At 59.2% G+C, this 18,664-nt stretch carries 15 protein-coding genes; 4 read left to right on the top strand and 11 right to left on the bottom strand.

Going from position 1 to position 18,664, the window contains the following annotated elements:
- Positions 1–128: 128 nt before the first annotated feature.
- From ACNY69_RS19625 to budA, 6 genes are all read right to left on the bottom strand, one after another.
- Positions 129–968 (bottom strand): MBL fold metallo-hydrolase, encoded by an 840-nt coding sequence (locus ACNY69_RS19625; RefSeq protein WP_111138358.1) that lies wholly within the window; start codon positions 966–968, stop codon positions 129–131.
- Between the two features lie 160 nt (positions 969–1,128).
- Positions 1,129–2,442: a CitMHS family transporter gene (locus ACNY69_RS19620; RefSeq protein WP_367396370.1), complete on the bottom strand. Its 1,314-nt coding sequence runs from the start codon at positions 2,440–2,442 to the stop codon at positions 1,129–1,131.
- Between the two features lie 334 nt (positions 2,443–2,776).
- On the bottom strand, positions 2,777–4,228 hold the full coding sequence (locus ACNY69_RS19615) for a flagellin N-terminal helical domain-containing protein (RefSeq protein ID WP_418799706.1): 1,452 nt from the start codon (positions 4,226–4,228) through the stop codon (positions 2,777–2,779).
- 191 nt (positions 4,229–4,419) lie between these two features.
- A complete protein-coding gene (locus ACNY69_RS19610) occupies positions 4,420–5,193 on the bottom strand; it encodes a (S)-acetoin forming diacetyl reductase (protein ID WP_367396372.1) in 774 nt (257 codons plus the stop codon).
- Between the two features lie 24 nt (positions 5,194–5,217).
- Positions 5,218–6,897, bottom strand: coding sequence for an acetolactate synthase AlsS (alsS, locus tag ACNY69_RS19605; RefSeq protein ID WP_418799703.1), 1,680 nt, complete (start codon positions 6,895–6,897; stop codon positions 5,218–5,220).
- 14 nt (positions 6,898–6,911) lie between these two features.
- The gene (gene budA / locus ACNY69_RS19600) at positions 6,912–7,694 is read right to left on the bottom strand and encodes an acetolactate decarboxylase (protein WP_367396374.1); all 783 of its coding nucleotides are present in this window, start codon (positions 7,692–7,694) and stop codon (positions 6,912–6,914) included.
- A 104-nt stretch (positions 7,695–7,798) separates the two neighbouring features.
- Here budA and ACNY69_RS19595 point away from each other — a divergent pair, with 104 nt between their 5' ends.
- Positions 7,799–8,704 carry a LysR family transcriptional regulator gene (locus ACNY69_RS19595; protein ID WP_418799700.1) on the top strand — a complete coding sequence of 302 codons (906 nt, stop codon included), beginning with the start codon at positions 7,799–7,801 and terminating at the stop codon, positions 8,702–8,704.
- A 71-nt stretch (positions 8,705–8,775) separates the two neighbouring features.
- Positions 8,776–9,021, top strand: a complete 246-nt coding sequence (locus ACNY69_RS19590) for a hypothetical protein (protein WP_111138264.1) — start codon at positions 8,776–8,778, stop codon at positions 9,019–9,021.
- Positions 9,022–9,050: 29 nt separating this feature from the next.
- Here ACNY69_RS19590 and ACNY69_RS19585 read toward each other — a convergent pair whose 3' ends face one another.
- The 4 genes from ACNY69_RS19585 to ACNY69_RS19570 form a co-directional block, all read right to left on the bottom strand.
- Positions 9,051–12,092, bottom strand: coding sequence for an efflux RND transporter permease subunit (locus ACNY69_RS19585; RefSeq protein WP_418799695.1), 3,042 nt, complete (start codon positions 12,090–12,092; stop codon positions 9,051–9,053).
- A complete protein-coding gene (locus tag ACNY69_RS19580; RefSeq protein WP_111138266.1) occupies positions 12,089–13,222 on the bottom strand; it encodes an efflux RND transporter periplasmic adaptor subunit in 1,134 nt (377 codons plus the stop codon). Before ACNY69_RS19580 ends, ACNY69_RS19585 begins: the two co-directional genes overlap by 4 nt.
- Positions 13,223–13,315: 93 nt before the next feature.
- Positions 13,316–14,485, bottom strand: a complete 1,170-nt coding sequence (locus tag ACNY69_RS19575; protein WP_367396377.1) for a sensor histidine kinase — start codon at positions 14,483–14,485, stop codon at positions 13,316–13,318.
- Positions 14,482–15,177, bottom strand: a complete 696-nt coding sequence (locus ACNY69_RS19570) for a response regulator (RefSeq protein ID WP_418799691.1) — start codon at positions 15,175–15,177, stop codon at positions 14,482–14,484. The genes ACNY69_RS19575 and ACNY69_RS19570 overlap by 4 nt, the downstream gene beginning before the upstream one ends.
- A gap of 129 nt (positions 15,178–15,306) precedes the next feature.
- On the opposite strand from ACNY69_RS19570, the gene ACNY69_RS19565 reads away from it, so the two are divergent.
- Both ACNY69_RS19565 and ACNY69_RS19560 read left to right on the top strand, forming a co-directional pair.
- Positions 15,307–16,095 carry a MipA/OmpV family protein gene (locus ACNY69_RS19565; protein WP_367396378.1) on the top strand — a complete coding sequence of 263 codons (789 nt, stop codon included), beginning with the start codon at positions 15,307–15,309 and terminating at the stop codon, positions 16,093–16,095.
- A 566-nt stretch (positions 16,096–16,661) separates the two neighbouring features.
- Positions 16,662–17,588 carry an Rpn family recombination-promoting nuclease/putative transposase gene (locus tag ACNY69_RS19560; protein WP_111138359.1) on the top strand — a complete coding sequence of 309 codons (927 nt, stop codon included), beginning with the start codon at positions 16,662–16,664 and terminating at the stop codon, positions 17,586–17,588.
- A gap of 46 nt (positions 17,589–17,634) precedes the next feature.
- Here ACNY69_RS19560 and ACNY69_RS19555 read toward each other — a convergent pair whose 3' ends face one another.
- Positions 17,635–18,519 carry an ROK family protein gene (locus ACNY69_RS19555; protein WP_418799688.1) on the bottom strand — a complete coding sequence of 295 codons (885 nt, stop codon included), beginning with the start codon at positions 18,517–18,519 and terminating at the stop codon, positions 17,635–17,637.
- Positions 18,520–18,664: the final 145 nt, after the last annotated feature.

Here is an 18,664-nt window from a genome sequence, read left to right as displayed (position 1 = left end):
GGCCCGGAAGTCAGCTTCTGAGCCCGTCAGTAATGATCCCGGCAGGAGGCGGTTAACAGCGCGTTCGCACTGACGGCCTGTCTGCCCCGTTCATCCTGCTGCCCTGATCAGTGGAGACCGGGATTTTATCAGCGCAGTGGTGCATTAGCCTGCAATCCATCCAGTTCGCGGACGTCATGACTGCAGAAAAAGGTAATCTCACCTCCATGCTGGCAGGAGAGATCCCGCAGTCGCTGCTGATTATGCCGCCTGGCCCGGTTATCCATTCCCATCATCCACTGGTAAAAGCGCAGCCCCGGCGTGCAGTGTCGCGTCTGCTGGCGCATCTCACCGCGATAAAACCAGGCATCGCCGCCGTGCAACAGCCAGCCATCGGGCTGCCGGATGGCGATACCCGCGTGACCGGGTGTATGGCCTGCCAGCGGCACCAGCAGAATCTCTGGCGGCAGGTCACGCAGGCGATTGACGGCCTCAAAACCAAACCAGGTTTCTCCCTGCGGCTGATAGGTTTCCCACTGGCTGATCCCGCCCCATTGTCCTGGACGGTAACGTTCACGCGACAGCCAGCTATGACGGCGATGGGCGGTATCAACCTCCTGCTGCAACAGATGGAGGCGCGCCTGCGGAAAATCGGTCAGCCCGCCGGCATGGTCAAAATCGAGATGGGTCAGGATGATATGGCGTACATCTTCCGCCCGGAATCCCCGCGCCGTGATCTGGGACAGCGCAGTGAGATCGTCGCGTCGCTGAATATTGTTCAGCGCACGAAAAAAGCCGGACAGACGGCTGCCGGGCGCATGGACATCCTGCCGTCCGAATCCGGTATCCACCAGCACCAGCCCATCGCGGTCGGTCTCGATTAGCAGACAGTGGCAGACCAGATGCGCCCTGAGGCCTTTGCTGAATCCATCGTAGAACGCGCCGCCCAGCGGGCACATACAGCCGCAGTTAAGATGGTGAATTTTCATCGAAGCTCCATTGCGTTAACGGGAAATGATCCGAGGCGGGTGCCGTCCGGCACACAGATCTCAGCCTGGCTATAGAGTGTAGAGAGGGTTGGAGCAGTAGGCGGAGCGGTGAAGCGGATAACCGGTCAGGATTGTCGGTTATCCGCCAGAAAACGGAAGATTAACGGTGGAACAGCGGGAAAGCGCCGGTGATCAGGCCGCCCGCCATCAGGACGAGACTGACCAGAATTCCCCACTTGATGGCAAAACGCTGGTGGTCACCGATATCAACCTTCGCCAGGCCAACCAGCAGGTAAACGGATGGCACCAGCGGGCTCAGCAGGTGGAATGGCTGACCGACGATAGATGCGCGGGCGATCTCTTCTGCGGTAATGCCGTAGCTGGCCGCCGTCTGGGCGATCACCGGGAGAATGCCGAAGTAAAAGGCGTCATTCGACATAAAGAAGGTGAAAGGCAGGCTGACCAGCGCGGTAAAGAGCGCCAGGTAAGGCCCGAAGCTGTGTGGGATCACCGCCAGCAGGCTCTTCGCCATCGCATCGACCATGCCGGTCCCGGAGAGGATCCCGGTGAAAATACCTGCGGCAAAAATCAGCGAGGTCACTGCCAGCACGTTTCCGGCGTGCGCGCTGATGCGGGCTTTCTGCTCCTCCAGCGTCGGATAGTTGAGCATGACGGCAATCGCAAACGCCAGCATAAACAGGATCTGAATCGGCATTAAGCCGATGACCAGCAGCACCAGCAGCACGGTGGTCAGAATGAAGTTCGGCCAGAACATCTTTGGACGGCGGTTGGCGGCGCACTCTTCGGCGTCGCCCAGCCCCAGCTCAATGTTGTCCAGATGATGCTCTTTCATGCTCATCACGCCTAAACGCTTACGCTCACGCAGACCAAACAGCACCGCCATCGCCACCAGACTGGCGCACGCCAGCAGCATGGCAGGCAGCATTGGAATAAAGATGTCGAGAGCGTCGATGCGCAGCGCCGCGGCAGCACGGGCCGTCGGTCCGCCCCAGGGTGAGAGGTTCATGATACCGCTGGCGAGATTGACCAGGCAGGTCATCATCAGTACGTTCATACCCAGCCGGTGATAGAGCGGCAGGAAAGCGGCAATGGCGATCATATAGGTGGTCGAACTGTCACCATCCAGCGAGACCAGCAGGGTTAAAATCGCCGTTCCCACCAGCACTTTGAGCGGGTCTCCGCGCACCAGCCGGAGAATAAAACGCACCAGCGGATCAAACAGTCCGGCATCGATCATCAGACCGAAATAGAGTATGGAGAAGGTCAGCATCACGCCGGTGGGGGCCAGTTTTTTGACGCCATCCAGCATCATGGCACCCAGGCCCGCGTGAAAACCGCCTATCAGCGCAAACAGGGTGGGGATCAGGATCAGCGCAATCAGGGCGGACATGCGCCTGGTCATGATCAGGTACATGAAGCAGACCACCATGGAAAAACCCAGTATCGTCAGCAAAGTAACAGCCCTCACAATGGTGTAAAAGTTATAGAAAAGTTATCTTCAGGCAGGAGAATTCAGGTAATTACTTAGCCTGATAACGATTAAGCTATTGTTTTAGTTAACCCTGCACAGAAAGCTGATAGTAAAGAGTTATCAGGATTTAGCATTTATTTAACAAAAAAAGGTGATCGCCATCATTCTTAAACGAATCTTAAACGAGAATGTGTGATCGGGATCAAAGGGAACGACAGCGTTATCCGGCCTCCAGGGCCAGCACAGCGTGGGATCAGAAGTGGTGATGCGGGTGAGGGAAAAAGGCTGAAGCGGAATGCTCAGCCCTTTCAGAAGGTTAGCTGCCTAACAACTGGATAATCATCTCCGGCGTTTTACTGGTCATCTTACTGACGGCCGTCTGACCCTGCTGGATGATCTGGCTGCGCGCCAGCTGGCTTGCTTCTTCAGCATAATCGGCATCCTGAATACGGCTGCGTGCGGCGGCGGTATCCACACCCTGCTGCGCTAACACGTTACGGTTCGACTCGTAGCGATTGATCTTAGCGCCATAGAGGGACTGATAGCCGCTGACCTTCGCCAGCGCGCCATCCAGCGCCGTCATCGTGACAGTGATATCACCACTGGTCAGCAGCGTCGTGTTGTTCAGCCCCAGTGCTTTGGTGTCTGACGGCGTTGCGGGAATGCTATCCGACTGCACCGGCTGACCATAATCGGCGCTGGTGATAACTTCCAGCGGGCGGCTCTCATGGGGCGGAGTGGCGGGCACGCCTTTGGGCTCCGGCAGGTTTCCCCAGGTCAGGTTCGCGGTGAAGGAGCCGTTGCCCACAACAACCACAATCAGATCTTCAGTGACGGTATCCAGGGAAATACGCTCCAGCCGGGTACCGGTGTTGGTGCCGTCATTGAAATCGCCGCTGGCGACATCTTCATAGCGATCGCCGTCACCGCTGTAGGTGATATTCATGCCGTTGTAGCTGCTGCTGTTACTGCCCGCCAGCGCCCAGCTCGTCCCCCCTTCCAGCAGCTGCGAGCTGTCATAGGTCGCGCCGGGGGTGAAACCGTTCTTGCTGGTCAGCAGCCGGGCGTCCGCGGTTGCTGCATCGTTTATGCCTTTGCTGCTCCAGGTGTAGTCGGGCGCGGAACCATCAAGCGGCGTTCCGGCCAGATGCTTTCCATCACGGGTAAACAGCTGAAGGTCATCATCCTGTCCCAGAGAGTCGATGGTGATGGATATGCCCGTCGATCCTGCCGGAATATAGGCCAGCGGAATAACGCCGGAGGTAAACGAGTAGCTTTTGCCCGCCACCGGGAATTTTGTGTTTATCGGGTCGACGTTACCCAGTTTAGCGGGTGGCAGATCGGGATTATTGGTCGCCAGCGGGTAGCGGCCAAAAATTTCGGTCTGATCGGCGATGTCGTTGATGCCAGCCAGGATCTGCTGATACTGGTCGTTGACGCTTTGCCTGTCGGCGTCGGACAGTGTACCGTTCGCGGCCTGAACGGAAAGTGCGCGAGCCTGGACCAGCATATTGACGATACTGCTCAGGCCGCCATCGGCGGTCTGGGAGTAGCTGATCGCGTCATTAAGGCCACGCGCCACCACCGCATCGGCGTTGATGTTGGCCGTCATGCGGTTGGCAATCGCCTGACCCGCCGCGTCATCTTTTGCACTGTTAATCCGCATCCCTGATGATAAGCGTTCAATCGTTCGTCCAAGAATCGACTCAGTGCTGTACCGCGCATTGTTCAGGTTAGCGGCGGCTTCGTTATGATTGATGGTTAACATAGTCGCTTCGGACAGGGAGAGGAGTCTCTGATTTATCGGCAGGGTGATAAGCAGCTTTAATCGCTGAGGCAGCAGAATGCGCAGAAAAAGGGCAACATGCTGATGATTAACCGCTTTTCAGATAAAAAAAATTAACGTTTACCTGAACGGAAAGGGCGCCTGTTGCGTCAAGGTGCAACAGGCGATGAGCATCAGTTAAACACCATGCCGCCGTCGATCAGCAGCGACTGACCGGTCATATAGTCGGAGTCGGAGCTGGCGAGATAGGCTACGCAGGCGGCCACATCCTCCGGCTCAGAGAGGCGACCCAGCGTAATGCGTTTCGCAAAGGACTCGGTGCCATAACCGGCCGGTTTCCCGGCCGCTTCGGAGATCTGCCGGTCTATCTCTTCCCACATCGGCGTTCTGACAATACCCGGACAGAAGGCATTGACCGTGATACCGGCCGGGGCCAAATCGCGGGCAGCGGTCTGTGTCAGGCCGCGCACTGCAAACTTACTGGAGCTGTAAACCGCCAGATCCGGGTTGCCGACGTGACCCGCCTGGGAACAGGCGTTGATGATTTTGCCGCCGTGCCCCTCTGCGGCGAAAGCCTGAATCGCCGCCTGCATACCCCAGATCACCCCTTTGACATTGACGTTATAGACTTTGTCGACCACCGCTTCGGTGATCTCCGCAATGGGCGTGGAGGGGGCGATACCGGCGTTGTTGACGATAACATCAAACCCGCCCAGGGCGAGACGCGCCTCTTCAACCGCGGCCATAACCTGATCACGCTGCGAGACATCCACCTTCAGGGCGATCGCTTTGCCGCCCTGCTGGTTGATCTTCTCCGCCACCTGGTGGGCGGTCTCCTCGTTAAAATCGGCCACCGCCACGGCCAGGCCATCTCTGGCCAGGCGCAGGGCGATCGCTTCGCCAATCCCCTGGCCTGCGCCAGTCACCAGTGCCACTCTGTTTTTCATCGTCCTTTCCTTATTCACGTAAAATTAAAGAATCTGGCTCAGATGCAGCTGACCCATCAGGAGCGGGTTGTCGGCGTAATCGACCGGCACGGCCACGACCGCTGGACCCTGAACATCCATCGCCTGACGCAGCATCGGTTCCAGTTCGGCTGCCCGGGTTACGGCAAAGCCCGCCGCGCCAAACGCTTCGGCGTAGGCTTTGAAATCGATCGGGCCAAAGTTGACGCCTGAGACGCGCTGATACTTTTTCTCCTCCTGCATCGCCACCATGTTGTAAGCGTTATCCACCCAGACGATATGCAGAATATTGGCTTTCAGGCGCACGGCCGTTTCCAGCTCCATGCTGGACTGCAGGAAGCCGCCGTCGCCGGAGACCGACACCACCTTGCGCTGCGGATCGACCAGCCAGGCCCCAATCGCCCACGGCAGTGCCACGCCCATCGTCTGCTGACCGTTCGAGATCATGATCTGACGGGCACGGAAGCTGTAGAGGTAGCGGGCGATCCAGATGTGGAAGCTGCCCATATCGACCGTCAGGCTCACGTCGCTGTTGATGATGTCCTGCATGGCGCGCACGATGCGCAGGGGATGCAGGGCGAACTGGTTGAGGCTGGCCCCCTGCATCGCCAGTAATTTACGCTGCTGCTGCCGATCCTCCAGGATGCTGGCCGCTTCCGGGGTCAGCTGCAGCGGGGTGGTGATCCGTGCCGCCAGTTTGCGCACCGTGGCGGCGATGTCGCCCACCAGTTCGGCATCCGGCAGATAACGGTTGTCGGCCTCAGCCGGGATAACGTCGATATGGATCAGGGTGGCGCTGCCGCTGTTCCACATCGCCGGTTCATATTCCACCGGGCTGTAGCCGATGGTGATGACGAGGTCAGCCTGTTGCAGCAGCCGATCGCCCGCCTGGTTGTTAAACAGGCCGACGCGTCCGGCGAAACGTGAGAAGTGCTCCTGTCTGACCGCCCCTGCTGCCTGATAGGTGCTGGTCACCGGAATATGACTGCGGGTCAGCAGGTCGTGGATCGCCTCGCTGTTCTCTGGCTGACTCGCCATCAGGCCCAGCAGGATGACCGGATTTTTTGCCCCGGCAATCGCCCGGCTGACCGCGTCGATCATCGCATCGGGCGCGGCACCCAGCACCGGGCGGCCTTTGCTGCTCAGCGCCTTGCCGGTCACCGGCTGGTCGACAATATCCTGCGGCAGGCTGATAAAGGCACCGCCGCCCCGGCCATGTTCGGCGTGACGAAAGGCGTTCGACAGACATTCAGAAAGCGCCGCGGGATCGGTGACCTCAACGGCATATTTGGTGACCGGGCGAAACATCGCCACCGTGTCCATGCTCTGATGGACCTGCTTGGCACTGTCGGAGCGTTTGACCTGGCCGCCGAGGGCGACCACCGGATCCCCTTCGCTGGTGGCGGTGGCCATACCGGTGATCAGGTTGGAGCAGCCCGGCCCGGAGGTGACCAGCGCCACGCCCGCATTACCGGTGAGACGGCCTACCGCAGCGGCCATAAACGCGGCGTTAGCTTCATGGCGAACCGGAATGGTCCGGATAGAGGAGTCCAGCAGCGAATCAAAAACCTTGTCGATTTTTGCGCCAGGAATACCAAAGACATGCTGCACGCCCTGCGCTTCCAGCTGCGCAACCACCAGGTCAGCGCCGCAGGTCCAGAGCGTGGTATCGGTTGGAGTTTTCATCGTCTTTCCTCTGATTAGCTTTCTACCGCGCGAATCGCGGCGTCAAGATTGGCGGGGTTCAGGTCGGCATTCAGAAAGTCGCTGTCCTGCGGTAAATCCACGACCAGCTTGCTGATGGCACCGAAGGTGAGGGTGCCCCGCTCCAGCGCGTAGTCGAGAATGTGACCCCCTCCCTGGCGATCGTCGGTAATGAAATGTTCATGATAGCCCGCGACGTTGATCCCCTGCATATACTGCGGCGTGCGGAAACCAATCAGCTCGCCCGCGCGCTGGCGAAAAGCAAAGGTGGGCTGGTCGCCCAGGACTTCCGGCATTGAGCGATAGGGACGGCACTGGCACGGCACGGTGCGGGTGTCGACGCGGCTGAAATGACCGCTGATACGCAGCGCGCAGAACTGGTTATCAGAGGTGATCTGGCGATCGATCACCTGATGAATCGCCTCACGTGACAGCGGCTGGTCAAACTCATAGCGGTGCTGCGGTCGGAAAAAGGTCATCACCGCAAACGGGGTTTTCTGTGCCGGGTCGGCCGGATGAGCGCTGCCGTCGGCATGCAGCTGATAGACCTTGCTGTCGAACGCGATCATCTCGCCATCCAGCCGGTTAAAGGTGCCCAGACCGAAGTCACCTTTGCGCAACAGGTCAGCGATTCTGACATTACCGTCGTACACGCCGCTCAGCAGCGCACTCATCAGAGAGGTCTGATAGATAACACTTTCTGGTGCATCCTGAGAAAGTTTCAGGACGGTGTGTTTGAGTTGATCCTCACAGGAACAATCAGTTACATAATTGCTCATTTGATGCCTCATCGAATAACCGTTAAGCCGTGTTAACCTAATGGTGAACCGATTCCGCTGTCGGGTCCAATAGCGAAACCTGTTAACTTTGAGACGTTTTTGATATGGAACTGCGCCATCTGCGTTATTTTGTTGCCGTTGCTGAGACGCTTCACTTTACCCGGGCCGCCGAAATGCTGGGGATTTCGCAGCCGCCCCTGAGTCAGCAGATACTGCGGCTGGAGCAGGAGATTGGCACGCCGCTGTTAAAGCGGCTGACACGCGGGGTAGAGCTGACGGAAGCGGGGGAAGCCTTTCTGGCGGATGCGGTGCAGATCGTGCAGCTTGCCGACCAGGCGCTGGAGAATGCGCGCGGCATCGCGCGTGGGATCAGCGGTCAGCTCTCGCTGGGGTTTGCCAGCTCGGTGGCGTTTAATCCGCGCATCTTTACCCTGATCCGTCAGTTTACGGCGCGTTATCCGGCGATGACGCTGCTGACGCGGGAAGAGAACATGGCCCTGCTGATGCAGGATCTGCAGGAGGGATTGCTGGATGCCGCCTTTATCCGGCTGCCATGTGAAAGCAGCAAGGCATTTAATCTGCGCGTCATCTCCACGGAAAAAATGCTCATTGCCCTGCCGCGCAGCCATCCCCTCAGCGGCACGCCTGTGCTGGCGCTCTCCGCGCTGGCGGATGAGACGCTGATTATCTTTCCGCGCGACGTTTCACCCAGCCTTTATGAGCTGATCGTAACGGCCTGTCTGCGGGCCGGGTTCGCCCGTCATACTTTTCAGCAGGCGCCGCAGATCACCACTTCGCTGGGGATGGTTGCGGCGGGCTGCGGCATCGCGCTGGTTCCGGAGTCGATGCGCTGCGTCGATAACCCCGAGGTCCGCTTCAGCGACATTGAAAACAACACGCTGTTTACGGATGTTGCCTTTGCCTGGCGTCGCCATCATCCGTCAAAGGCGGTTCTGCATCTGCTGGCGCTGTTGCCGGACTCACCAACTGCCCCGGGCGACGCCGGTTGATAAGCGGCAGCTATCGTACTGAAAACAATAATCAGCTGGCGGCAGGGTGCCGAGATGCCAATAATCGGGGCATGACAACATACCGCGTAAGAGTCGGGTTTCATAACCCGTCAGCCCTGACATTCAGGCAACTGGACGAAATTCTTGAGCCGCAGCGATTCTGGCGAACAGACTCTGCCGGCGGCCGGTTCCGCTATTTCATGGAGTATGAGTACCAGTCTGACGTGCGCGACCTCTGTTCGGTCTGCTCGCTGGCCTACAGTCAGGCCTGCAAAGTCAGAAAGTGCCCGCTGATACTGGTCGAGGTGATGAACTGACTGCCGCCAGCGATCCCGCTGGCGGCGGTTCAGCGCGCACTGCGCTGCAACAGCAGGCTTAACGCCGCAGGCAGTACCGTGAGCGTCACCAGCGTTGCGCTGATCAGTCCCCCGATAATCGCCAGCGCCATCGGTCCCCAGAACACCTGATGGGCAATCGGGATCATGCCGAGGATAGCCGCACAGGCGGTCAGCACAATAGGCCGCGCACGGTGATGCGCGGCTTCTCTGATCGCGTCACTGGCGGGCAGTCCGGCGCGTCGGTTGGCATCTACTTCACTGATCATGATCACCGCATTGCGGATGATAATGCCTGCCAGCGCAATAATGCCCAGCAGCGCCACAAATCCCAGCGGTGTTCCCGCCGGAAGCATCGCCAGCACAATACCGGGCAGACCAAACGGCGCCATGCTCAGCGCCAGCAGCATGCCGGAAAAGCGCTGCAGCTGGAGCATCAGCAGGAGCAGCATGGCGCAGAGCGTGATCGGCAGCAGCGCAAACACCGAACCGTTGCCTTTGTCCGACTCCGCCACCACGCCCCCCTCTTCGATGCGGTATCCGGCGGGCAGCGTGGCACGCAGCGAGGCAACGGCCGGAGCAAGCTGCTGTGAAACCTGTTCCGCCCGCTGGCCGGGCGCAATATCCGTCTGTACGGTGATGGCGGCCAGCCGCTGACGTCGCCAGATGACCGGATCATCCACGCCCCAGTTAAGCGTCGCCACCTGCCGCAGCGGGATCTTTTTTCCGCTGGCATTGGTGATCATGAGTCCGGCCAGCGTATCAGTATCCTGGCGCTCTGCGTCATTGCTGCGCAGCACCACATCGATCAGCCGGTTGCGATCGCGCAGGGTGGTCACCACGCTGCCGGACAGCAGGGTGTTCAGCGCCTGGGCTATCGTGTCGGAGGCGAGTCCGGCGGCGCGCGCGGCGGTCTGATTAACAGCCAGCGTCATGACCCGCTCCGGCTCGCCCGCGGTGAGATTGACGTCGCGGGTCAGCGGAGAGCGGGCAAGCCGCGCCGCCAGCTGGCTGGCAGCCTGCCGCACCCGGGCATTGTCCGGGCCGGTGATGCGATATTTCAGCGGCCAGCCCACCGGCGGGCCCAGCTCCAGCGGCGAGACGCGGGTGGTGATGTCACCGAAATCCGCCGCCAGCGTCTGTTCCAGCCTGCTGCGCAGTCGATCGCGCGCCGCCAGATCCTTCGCCACCACCACCAGCTGCGCGATGTTCTCATTGTCAGGCAGCACATCCATCGGCAGATAGAAGCGTATCGCTCCCGAGCCCACGTAACTGGTGAAGTTTGCCACATCCCGATCGCCGCGCAATATCTGTTCCAGCCGGGCGGTACGGCGGGTGGTTTCCGCCTGGGCCGCGCTGGCAGGCAGCGTCAGGCTGACCAGCAGTTCCGGCCGATCGGAGGCAGGAAAAAATTCACCCTGCATAAAGCTGGTGGCGTAAAGGCTGACCAGCAGCATCCCCAGGGCCGCGCCAATCGTCACCAGCCGGTAGCGCAGGATACGCTCCAGCAGACGATGATAGCCGCGCATCAGCCAGCCCGGCTGATGGGCCTTGATTGACGTCGCGGACAGCAGCCAGCAGCCAGTCAGCGGCGAGAAGATCACCGCGACGACCCAGGAGCAGAGCAGCGCCAGGGTGATCACCACAAACAGGGAGTAGCAATACTCGCCCGCGCTGGAGGCGGCGAATCCGACCGGAATAAAACCGGCGATCATCACCAGCGTCCCCGTCAGCATCGGGAATGCGGTGGTTTTAAAGGCCCAGGTTGCAGCCTGCCATCGGCTGTCGCCCGCTTCCAGCCGCGCCACCATCGTCTCGACGGTGATCATGGCATCATCCACCAGCAGCCCCAGCGCGATGATCAGTGCGCCGAGTGAGATCCGTTGCAGGCCGATGCCTGCCAGTAACATGCCGGTAAAGGTCATCGCCAGCACCAGCGGGATAGCTGCGGCCACCACCAGCCCGGCACGCAGACCCAGCGAGACAAAGGAGACGGCCAGGACGATGACCACCGCCTCGCCCAGTATCCGCACAAACCCGCTGACCGCACTCTTCACTACAGAAGACTGGTCCGCCACGCGGGTGAGGGTAATGCCGTGCGGCAGCTGTTCGGCCAGCGTCTGCATGCGTTGATTCAGTTGTTTACCGAAATCGAGCATATTGCCGCTGGCAGCCATGGAGATCGCCAGCCCGATAGCGGGCTGGCCGTTAACCCGGAACGTTGGTGTCGGGGGGGTGGCCGGTTGCAGAGTGATCGTGGCCAGGTCGGTGAGCGGTATAAAGCGGTCGCCAATATGCAGGGTTATCGCCTGCAGGCTCTCCACGGAGGTCAGGGTGCCGCTGACCCGCAGCGCGATATTCTCGCGATCGGTGCGCAGGCTGCCTGCCGGAACAACGTCGTTCTGCGCCCGGATGGCATCGCTGACCTGCTGCAAATCCAGCCCCATACCGTTGAGCTTGCGCGGAGAAAAGGCGATAACGATCTGCTGCTCCTGTACGCCCAGCAGACGCGTTTTGCCGATGTCGGGCAGACTGGCGAGACTCCGGCGCAGCGCATCGACCCGATCGCGCAACTCTCTGGCGCTAAACCCCTCTGCGGTAAAGCCATAAATCGTGCCAAAGGTATCATCAAATTCGTCGTTAACTGCCGGACCCACCACGCCCTGCGGCAGCGAGGGGGCGACATCCTGCATCTTTTTGCGCAGCTGATACCAGATGCCCGCCACCTGCGAGGGCGGTGTGTCATCTCGCAGGTTGACGTAGATGACCGTCCGTCCGGCGCGGGTTTCGCTCTCAACCGCATCCAGTGAGGGGATCTCCTGTACTTTTTGTTCCAGCACGTCAGTGAGCAGTTGCACCGTGGTGTTCACATCTGCACCGGGCCACTGCGCCGAGATCACCGCCGTTTTGATGGTGAACGCCGGATCTTCATTGCGAGACAGATGCTCGTAACTCAGGACACCTGTAGCCATGATCAGCAACATGAAAAAGATCACCAGCTGCTGATGGGTCAGCGCCCAGCCAGAGAGATTGACGCCCGCCGGTCTGTTCATAACGCCTCCTGCATCACTTTCACTTTTTCACCGGGCTGCAGCGTACTGATACCGGCGGTGACAACGCGTTCACCTGGTTGTAGCCCCGACGCGACGAAGATCTGCTCAGCACTGAAACGTGCCAGTACGATCGGCCGGAGCTGTAAGCGTGAAGTGGCATCAACCACCAGCAGCGCGGGTTGGTCGGCTGAGCGGGTCAGGGCGCTGGCGGGCAGGGCGATGACCGGGGGTTGCGCATCAGGCAGGCTGACGATGACCGTGGATCCGGGTGCCATCGCCTCAGGCGGCTGATGAAGAGCGATCCGCAGCCGCCAGGTGCGGGTCTGTGGGTCGGCCTGCGGGCTGATATCGCGCACCGTGCCACTGGCCTGAACACCCGGATCGGCGAGCAGCGTTACCTTCAGCGGCGTGCCCTGCTCCGGGCGTAGCAGGGCGGGCGTGGTCAGGTCAAACACCGCATCGCGCGCATCATCTGCGGCCAGGGCCATCACCGTTTGCCCGGCGCTGACCACCTGACCGGGCTGAACTGAAACCGACGTGATCCGGCCTGCAACGGGTGCGTTAAGCTGCGTCCAGCTGAGTTTATCCCGGGCATTTTTCAGCGCAGCCTCGCTGCTGACACGGCGCGACTGCGCGCTCTGCCAGTCTGCCCGGGCGCTGTCCAGCTGGCTGCGGGCGATGGCACCGCCTGGCATCAGCAGCACCATACGGTGCAGATTGAGCGCAGCGACCTGTTCAGCAGCGCGGGCGCTGTCCAGGTCGGCCTGTGCACTGCTCAGTTCATTACGGGACTGACCATTTTCCAGTGCTGCCAGTGGCTGGCCGACGCTGACGCGATCGCCCAGTTCCGCCGTGCGGCTGATAACCCGGCCATCCAGCCGGAACGCCAGCGCAACCTCCTCATGGGCGCGGATTTCGCCGGTCAGCACCTGTGACGCATCGGTACTGGGCGGCGGGGCGATCGTGGTTCTGACGGGGCGGATCGGCGCAGCGGCGGGCGGCGGATTATTATCCCGGCAGCCCGCCAGAATGAACACGCCGAGCAGGACAAACACCACGGGCGCAACGATGTGAACGGTGAAGAGATGACGCCACACCTGACGGGCAGCATCAGATAAGAAGTCTGTCATAACCGGGTTCCTTTAATGCGTTGTGCTCATTGAACCCGGCTTGTGTCCAGAAACGTTCCATGAACCATCAAGAAACGGTCAAGCCAGAACGATTTATTCCACTGGCAGCGTGATCCTAATCAGCAGCCCGCCGTCAGCAGGCAGCGTGGCCTCAAGTGACCCGCCGTGCGCCTCGACGATCGCTTTGGCGATCGACAATCCCAGGCCGCTGCCGCCGGAGTGACGGGCACGGGAGGAGTCGGCGCGGGTAAAGCGGTCAAACAGCCGGGGCAGAAACGCCGGTTCCACGCCCTGACCGTAATCACGGAAGGTCAGCACAATCGCCCGATCGCGCGCGCTGGCCGTGATCTGTAATGCGCCACCCTCTGCCGCGTAGCGCAGCGCATTCTCAATGAGGATGGTGACGACCTGACCCAGGCGGAAGGGATCACCAGAAAGCAGCAAATCTTCCGGCGAGTTGACGCTGATAGTTACCCCCGCCTGTTCCGCCTGCGGCAGCAGCCAGCCGCTGCGCTCGCGCAGCAGCTCGCCGGGATCAATCCACTCGCGGTTCAGGGTAAGCTGCCCCGCATCCGCCAGTGAGAGCAGATGCAGTTCGTCGGTCAGGCGACTGAGCTGCGTCAGCTGCTTCATGATCATTGCCAGCTGCTGCGGCTCGGCCGGAAAAACGCCATCCAGAATGCCCTGCAGACGGCCCATCGCCGCCGTCAGGGGCGAGCGGAGTTCGTGGGCCATCGCCACATGCGAGGTGCGCAGCTCGCGCTCATAGCGGGCCAGCTGCTGCGTCATCTGGTTAAAGTCCTCCGTGAAGCGCACCAGCTCCTGCGGGGCTTCTTTCACTACTGCGGCCGTCCGGCCAAATTCGCCTTTCGATACGGCGCGCGCTGCGCCAGCCAGCTGGCTGAACTGTGCCGAAAGTGGACGGGCAAACCGCAGCGCCATCAGGACCATAAACGGAATGGCCACCATGACCAGCACCAGCACGGTCAGCCAGTCAGAAGAGGCCAGGGAGGGATCGGAAAAGGTAATTCCCCACCAGCGATCGACAATCTGGTGAAAACGCGTCGGATCGCTGGCGGGATGGAGACGCAGCCGGGTAAACTCCTCTGCCACCGCAGCGGGCATCCGGTGATAAACCCACCAGGCCTGCATCGCAAAGCGCAGCCACATACAGATGGCGATCAGGATGACGCTGCCGATGGCCAGAAACAGCACCCGCAGGCAGATCCAGCGCCACAGCGAGGTATGGGTATCGCTCTTCATGGCTGTCTGAACCGATAGCCAACGCTGCGTACCGCCGGTAAAACGTCGGAGATGCCTGCGGCTTCCAGTTTGCGGCGCAGGTTATAGACATGGGTGTCGACCACCCGCTCCAGCGCATCGCTCTCCGGCAGGCACTGCTCCAGCAGGAACAGGCGGGTAAACGGGCGCGTCGGGGCGCGCATCAGGGTGACCAGCAGGGAAAATTCGGTGGGCGTCAGATCCAGACGGCGCGGCGTGGCACTGCCGCTGTCGACCACGGCGGTGAGCGCCACCGGATCTACCACGAGATCGGCCCAGCGCAGGGTCTCACTGACCGGTGCATGGCTCTGGCTGCGGCGCAGCACAGCCTGCACGCGCGCCACCACTTCACCCGGATGGTAGGGTTTGACCACATAGTCATCTGCGCCATAGCGCAGAGCGCCGATGCGATCCGGCGCATCGCCCATCGCCGTCACCATGATCACCGGTGTGTCATCACGCCGCCGCAGCGCAGTCAGCACTTCGGTGCCGTTCATGCCCGGCAGCATGATATCCAGCAGGATCAGATCAGGCTGCCAGCGTCTGGCAATATCCAGCCCACCCGGACCGTCACCGGCAATCATGACCTCATAATTTTCACGTTTCAGGTAAGCCTCAAGCACGCCCGCGGCATCGGCGTCATCTTCAATAATCAGTATACGTTTTGACTGCATTTCCGGATCACCTTGACTGTTTCTTCATAAATCCCTGGCCGTTCATTGACACTCGCCGCGCATACTCCGGGCGGTGATGCGGCACTGGATCCCTCAGCTCCGCCCCTGATGTGATAATGAGGAGATGTGATGATAACCGGAAAAATAACGCTTCACATGGTCTGTTTTTCGCTGGGCTGGTTGACGGCTGATGCGATTGCGGATGCGTCAGCGACGCCGCCCCCCAGCGTGACGCTGGGCATCGCCGCGATCAATGCACCGCGTTACAGCGGCGCAGATAAACAGCACTGGCAGCTGATGCCGCTGGTCCAGGCTCGCGATGGCGCACTCTTTTTCGATTCGCAGAAAGGAGTGGGTTATGACCTGCAGACGGACAATGGCTTCTATCTTGAACATACCCTGGGCTACGGGCTGGGGCGTTCTGACCGGAATTCCTCCTGGCGGGACGGTGACGATCGGCTCAGAGGGATGGGGAAGATCGATCCGACGCTGAACACCTCGCTGGCGCTGGGATGGTCAGTTACCCCCTGGCTGGTGCTGGAGGAGAAAGCGACGCTGCCGCTGAGTGACAGCCAGGGGGTACAGTACCGGACCTCGGTAACGCTGATTCCCTGGCAGACCAGCAGCGACACCGTGGCCCTTCAGGTCGCGGCATTATCAGGCGATGGACGCTATATGAACACCTGGTATGGCGTCAGCCGCCAGCAAAGCGCACAGAGCGGGTTTGAGCGTTATGATGCGGCGGGTGGGTTTTATGGCACCGACACCACGCTGACATGGAGCCATCAGTTTACGCCTGCCTGGGCTGCCAGCGTCATCGGCGATTACACATGGCTGGATAAACACGCTTCAGATAGCCCTGTCGTTGCCCGGCGCAACAACGCATCCGCGACGCTGGCACTGAGCTACTCGTTCTGACCACCCTTCTGACACCATCCGAATGCGTTGCTGCCAGGCTTATCCTGCCTGTATTAGCCGGCAGGGCATCATGTGCCCTGTCTGAAGTTTTTCAGCAGGAAAAAACAGGCTGCCATATTAATACTTCTCTAGCCCACCGCAGCGTTAGCCGAAACCAAACTTCCAGATACGGCAGCCAGAAATGGCTGTCGGCGATAACCGTTATTGAATTTAAAGATCGGGTTAACAGGCGCGCGAATAAGTTTTTTATATGTGTGCGTTTTCATTTGAGCATAATTATTCTGCGCCTTTCAGGCGTTATTTACCGGTATCGATATTGTCACTCCTCATGTCTGAACTTAATCTTTCAATAAGATCGCTTTCTTCATCATTCTGATTTTATTGTCTTTATGACTCATTACTTACCGGGGGGCGCGAGTATCGGGTTCGTCCAGCATCATCGATGAATAATAGAGGCCTTCGTGTCAGGTAAATGAATAGCCGCGCAATGTCACGATGCTGGTCATGTGTGGGTTATTTTCACTTTGTGATGTTAATAACGTACAAAAGGAACACAAAATATGGACATGGAAAAGAAAAATAATCCCACACCACATGATGCCACCTTCCGGCAGTTTCTGACGCATCCTGATGTTGCGCGGGATTTTATGCAACTTCATCTCCCGGAGAATCTGCTCGCGATCTGTGACCTTAACACCCTGAAACTTGAGTCAGGCTCTTTTGTGGAAGAGGATCTGCGCCAGTACTACAGTGACATTCTTTATAGTCTCAGAACCCTGAATGGTGACGGGTATATCCACGTTCTGATTGAGCATCAGTCTACACCGGACAGGCATATGGCCTTTCGTCTGCTGCGTTATGCGGTGGCAGCGATGCAGCGTCATCTTGATGCAGGGCATAAACGTCTGCCTCTGGTGATCCCGATCTTGTTCTATGCCGGAAAGCGCTCCCCCTATCCCTGGTCAACCTGCTGGTTTGACGAGTTCGAGGATCCCCATGTGGCCGAAGCGCTGTATAGCGGCGCGTTCCCGCTGGTTGACGTTTCGGTGATCCCGGATGACGAGATCATGACGCATCGCAGTATGGCGGCGCTGACGCTGTTACAGAAACATATTCGTCAACGTGACATGGCAACGCTGACAGACCGTCTCTCCTCTTTGCTGATGGCCGATTATCTCTCTTCACCCCAGGTATTGACGCTGATAAACTATTTACTGCAGGCTGGCGAGTCAGCTGACTATGAAGCTTTCGTTCGCGAACTGGCACTACGGGTGCCACAACACGGAGATGCACTGATGACCATTGCACAGCAGCTCGAGCAGAAAGGCGTTGATATAGGGATGGAGAAGGGGATGAAGAAAGGGCGCGCGGAAGGTGAACGCGAAGCCACCCTGAAAATTGCGCGCGCCATGTTACAGAATGGTCTGGAGTATAAAACCATTATGGAGATGACGGGCCTGACGTCAGACGAGCTGGCAAAACTCCGGCACTGAGCCTGAGCTGGTCCGGTTATCCCGATATCAACATTTCAGCCATCCTTTAACTTTTGGTGGATGGCTGTCGCTGCAGGAAATTCCAGGTCGCGCCCAGCATGCCAGAGTCATTGCCATAGGTTGCGGCATCGATGTGAATATCGAGATCACATTTCGCCAGCTGTTCACCCAACTCCTCCAGAAACGGTTCGCGGGCTGTTATTCCTCCCCCGATAAAAATCATCTGCGGATCAAAGACGCTGAACAGGTTATATAAGCAGGCTGCAAGATCCTGGTAAAACTGAGTGACGGTCTTCCGGGCAGCGTCTTCGTTTCTGTCATACGCATCGAAAACATCTTTACCCGTGACGTCATCAATGGGCACTCCTCGCCGCTGACTGTAATGTTTTCGCAGGGCCGTCATGGTACAACTCTGGCTCATGGTGTGGCGTTCAATATCGCTGCTGGTGGGGCGCGAAGTGAGCAGGCAGCCAAACTCACCCGCCCGATTCCGGCCACCCCGAATCAGTGCGCCGTTACAGAAAGCCGCGCCGCCTAGTCCGGTACCGATCGTTAACATCAGAAAATCATCCAGCTTTCTGGCTTTACCCAGCCACTGCTCCGCCAGCAAAGCGCAGTGTGCATCATTTTCCACCGTGGCAGGCAGCGACGTTTTTTCAGACAGCCACTGGCTCAGATGAAACCGGTCAAATTCACGGATCGTGCCGCCCATGGCGATATATCCGGCGGCGGCGTCGACATAACCGGGCGTGCTGACAGCGATCCCCGCACAGCCGGGATTCTTTTCCAGCCAGACCAGGATTTCATCAAGTATCCTGTCGCGTGCGTTATGCGAAATATCTGCACTGTCGCTGACAAGAATGTTGCCCTGATCGTCCACCACGCCCATTTTTAATGAGGTCCCGCCAATATCGAAAGCTGCTATTTTCATTGATGTCCCCGGAGGTGATTTTCTCCCGATTAATTGTAGTGCTGCTGAAAATTGTCAGGCAGCGCGGCGCTGGCCATTTTTGTCAGGAAAGGTGCAGATCCTTCGGGATTTCTCTGTCAGCTGAGCCGTCGTGATTTGTCGGGTT

The organism is Pantoea graminicola (assembly GCF_048452665.1).
Classification (GTDB): domain Bacteria; phylum Pseudomonadota; class Gammaproteobacteria; order Enterobacterales; family Enterobacteriaceae; genus Pantoea.
Note: the sequence above shows the minus strand (reverse complement) of the source record. Positions and strands in the feature narration are given on the sequence as shown.

Bases quoted from the DNA above. Each gene is read 5' to 3' on its own strand.
- ACNY69_RS19570 (WP_418799691.1), bottom strand. From the start codon at position 15,177: ATGCAGTCAAAACGTATACTGATTATTGAAGATGACGCCGATGCCGCG.
- ACNY69_RS19595 (WP_418799700.1), top strand. From the start codon at position 7,799: ATGGAACTGCGCCATCTGCGTTATTTTGTTGCCGTTGCTGAGACGCTT.
- ACNY69_RS19560 (WP_111138359.1), top strand. From the start codon at position 16,662: ATGGAAAAGAAAAATAATCCCACACCACATGATGCCACCTTCCGGCAG.
- alsS (WP_418799703.1), bottom strand. From the start codon at position 6,897: ATGAAAACTCCAACCGATACCACGCTCTGGACCTGCGGCGCTGACCTG.
- ACNY69_RS19610 (WP_367396372.1), bottom strand. From the start codon at position 5,193: ATGAAAAACAGAGTGGCACTGGTGACTGGCGCAGGCCAGGGGATTGGC.
- ACNY69_RS19585 (WP_418799695.1), bottom strand. From the start codon at position 12,092: ATGAACAGACCGGCGGGCGTCAATCTCTCTGGCTGGGCGCTGACCCAT.
- ACNY69_RS19575 (WP_367396377.1), bottom strand. From the start codon at position 14,485: ATGAAGAGCGATACCCATACCTCGCTGTGGCGCTGGATCTGCCTGCGG.
- ACNY69_RS19625 (WP_111138358.1), bottom strand. From the start codon at position 968: ATGAAAATTCACCATCTTAACTGCGGCTGTATGTGCCCGCTGGGCGGC.
- budA (WP_367396374.1), bottom strand. From the start codon at position 7,694: ATGAGCAATTATGTAACTGATTGTTCCTGTGAGGATCAACTCAAACAC.
- ACNY69_RS19565 (WP_367396378.1), top strand. From the start codon at position 15,307: ATGATAACCGGAAAAATAACGCTTCACATGGTCTGTTTTTCGCTGGGC.
- ACNY69_RS19590 (WP_111138264.1), top strand. From the start codon at position 8,776: ATGACAACATACCGCGTAAGAGTCGGGTTTCATAACCCGTCAGCCCTG.
- ACNY69_RS19615 (WP_418799706.1), bottom strand. From the start codon at position 4,228: ATGTTAACCATCAATCATAACGAAGCCGCCGCTAACCTGAACAATGCG.
- ACNY69_RS19555 (WP_418799688.1), bottom strand. From the start codon at position 18,519: ATGAAAATAGCAGCTTTCGATATTGGCGGGACCTCATTAAAAATGGGC.
- ACNY69_RS19580 (WP_111138266.1), bottom strand. From the start codon at position 13,222: ATGACAGACTTCTTATCTGATGCTGCCCGTCAGGTGTGGCGTCATCTC.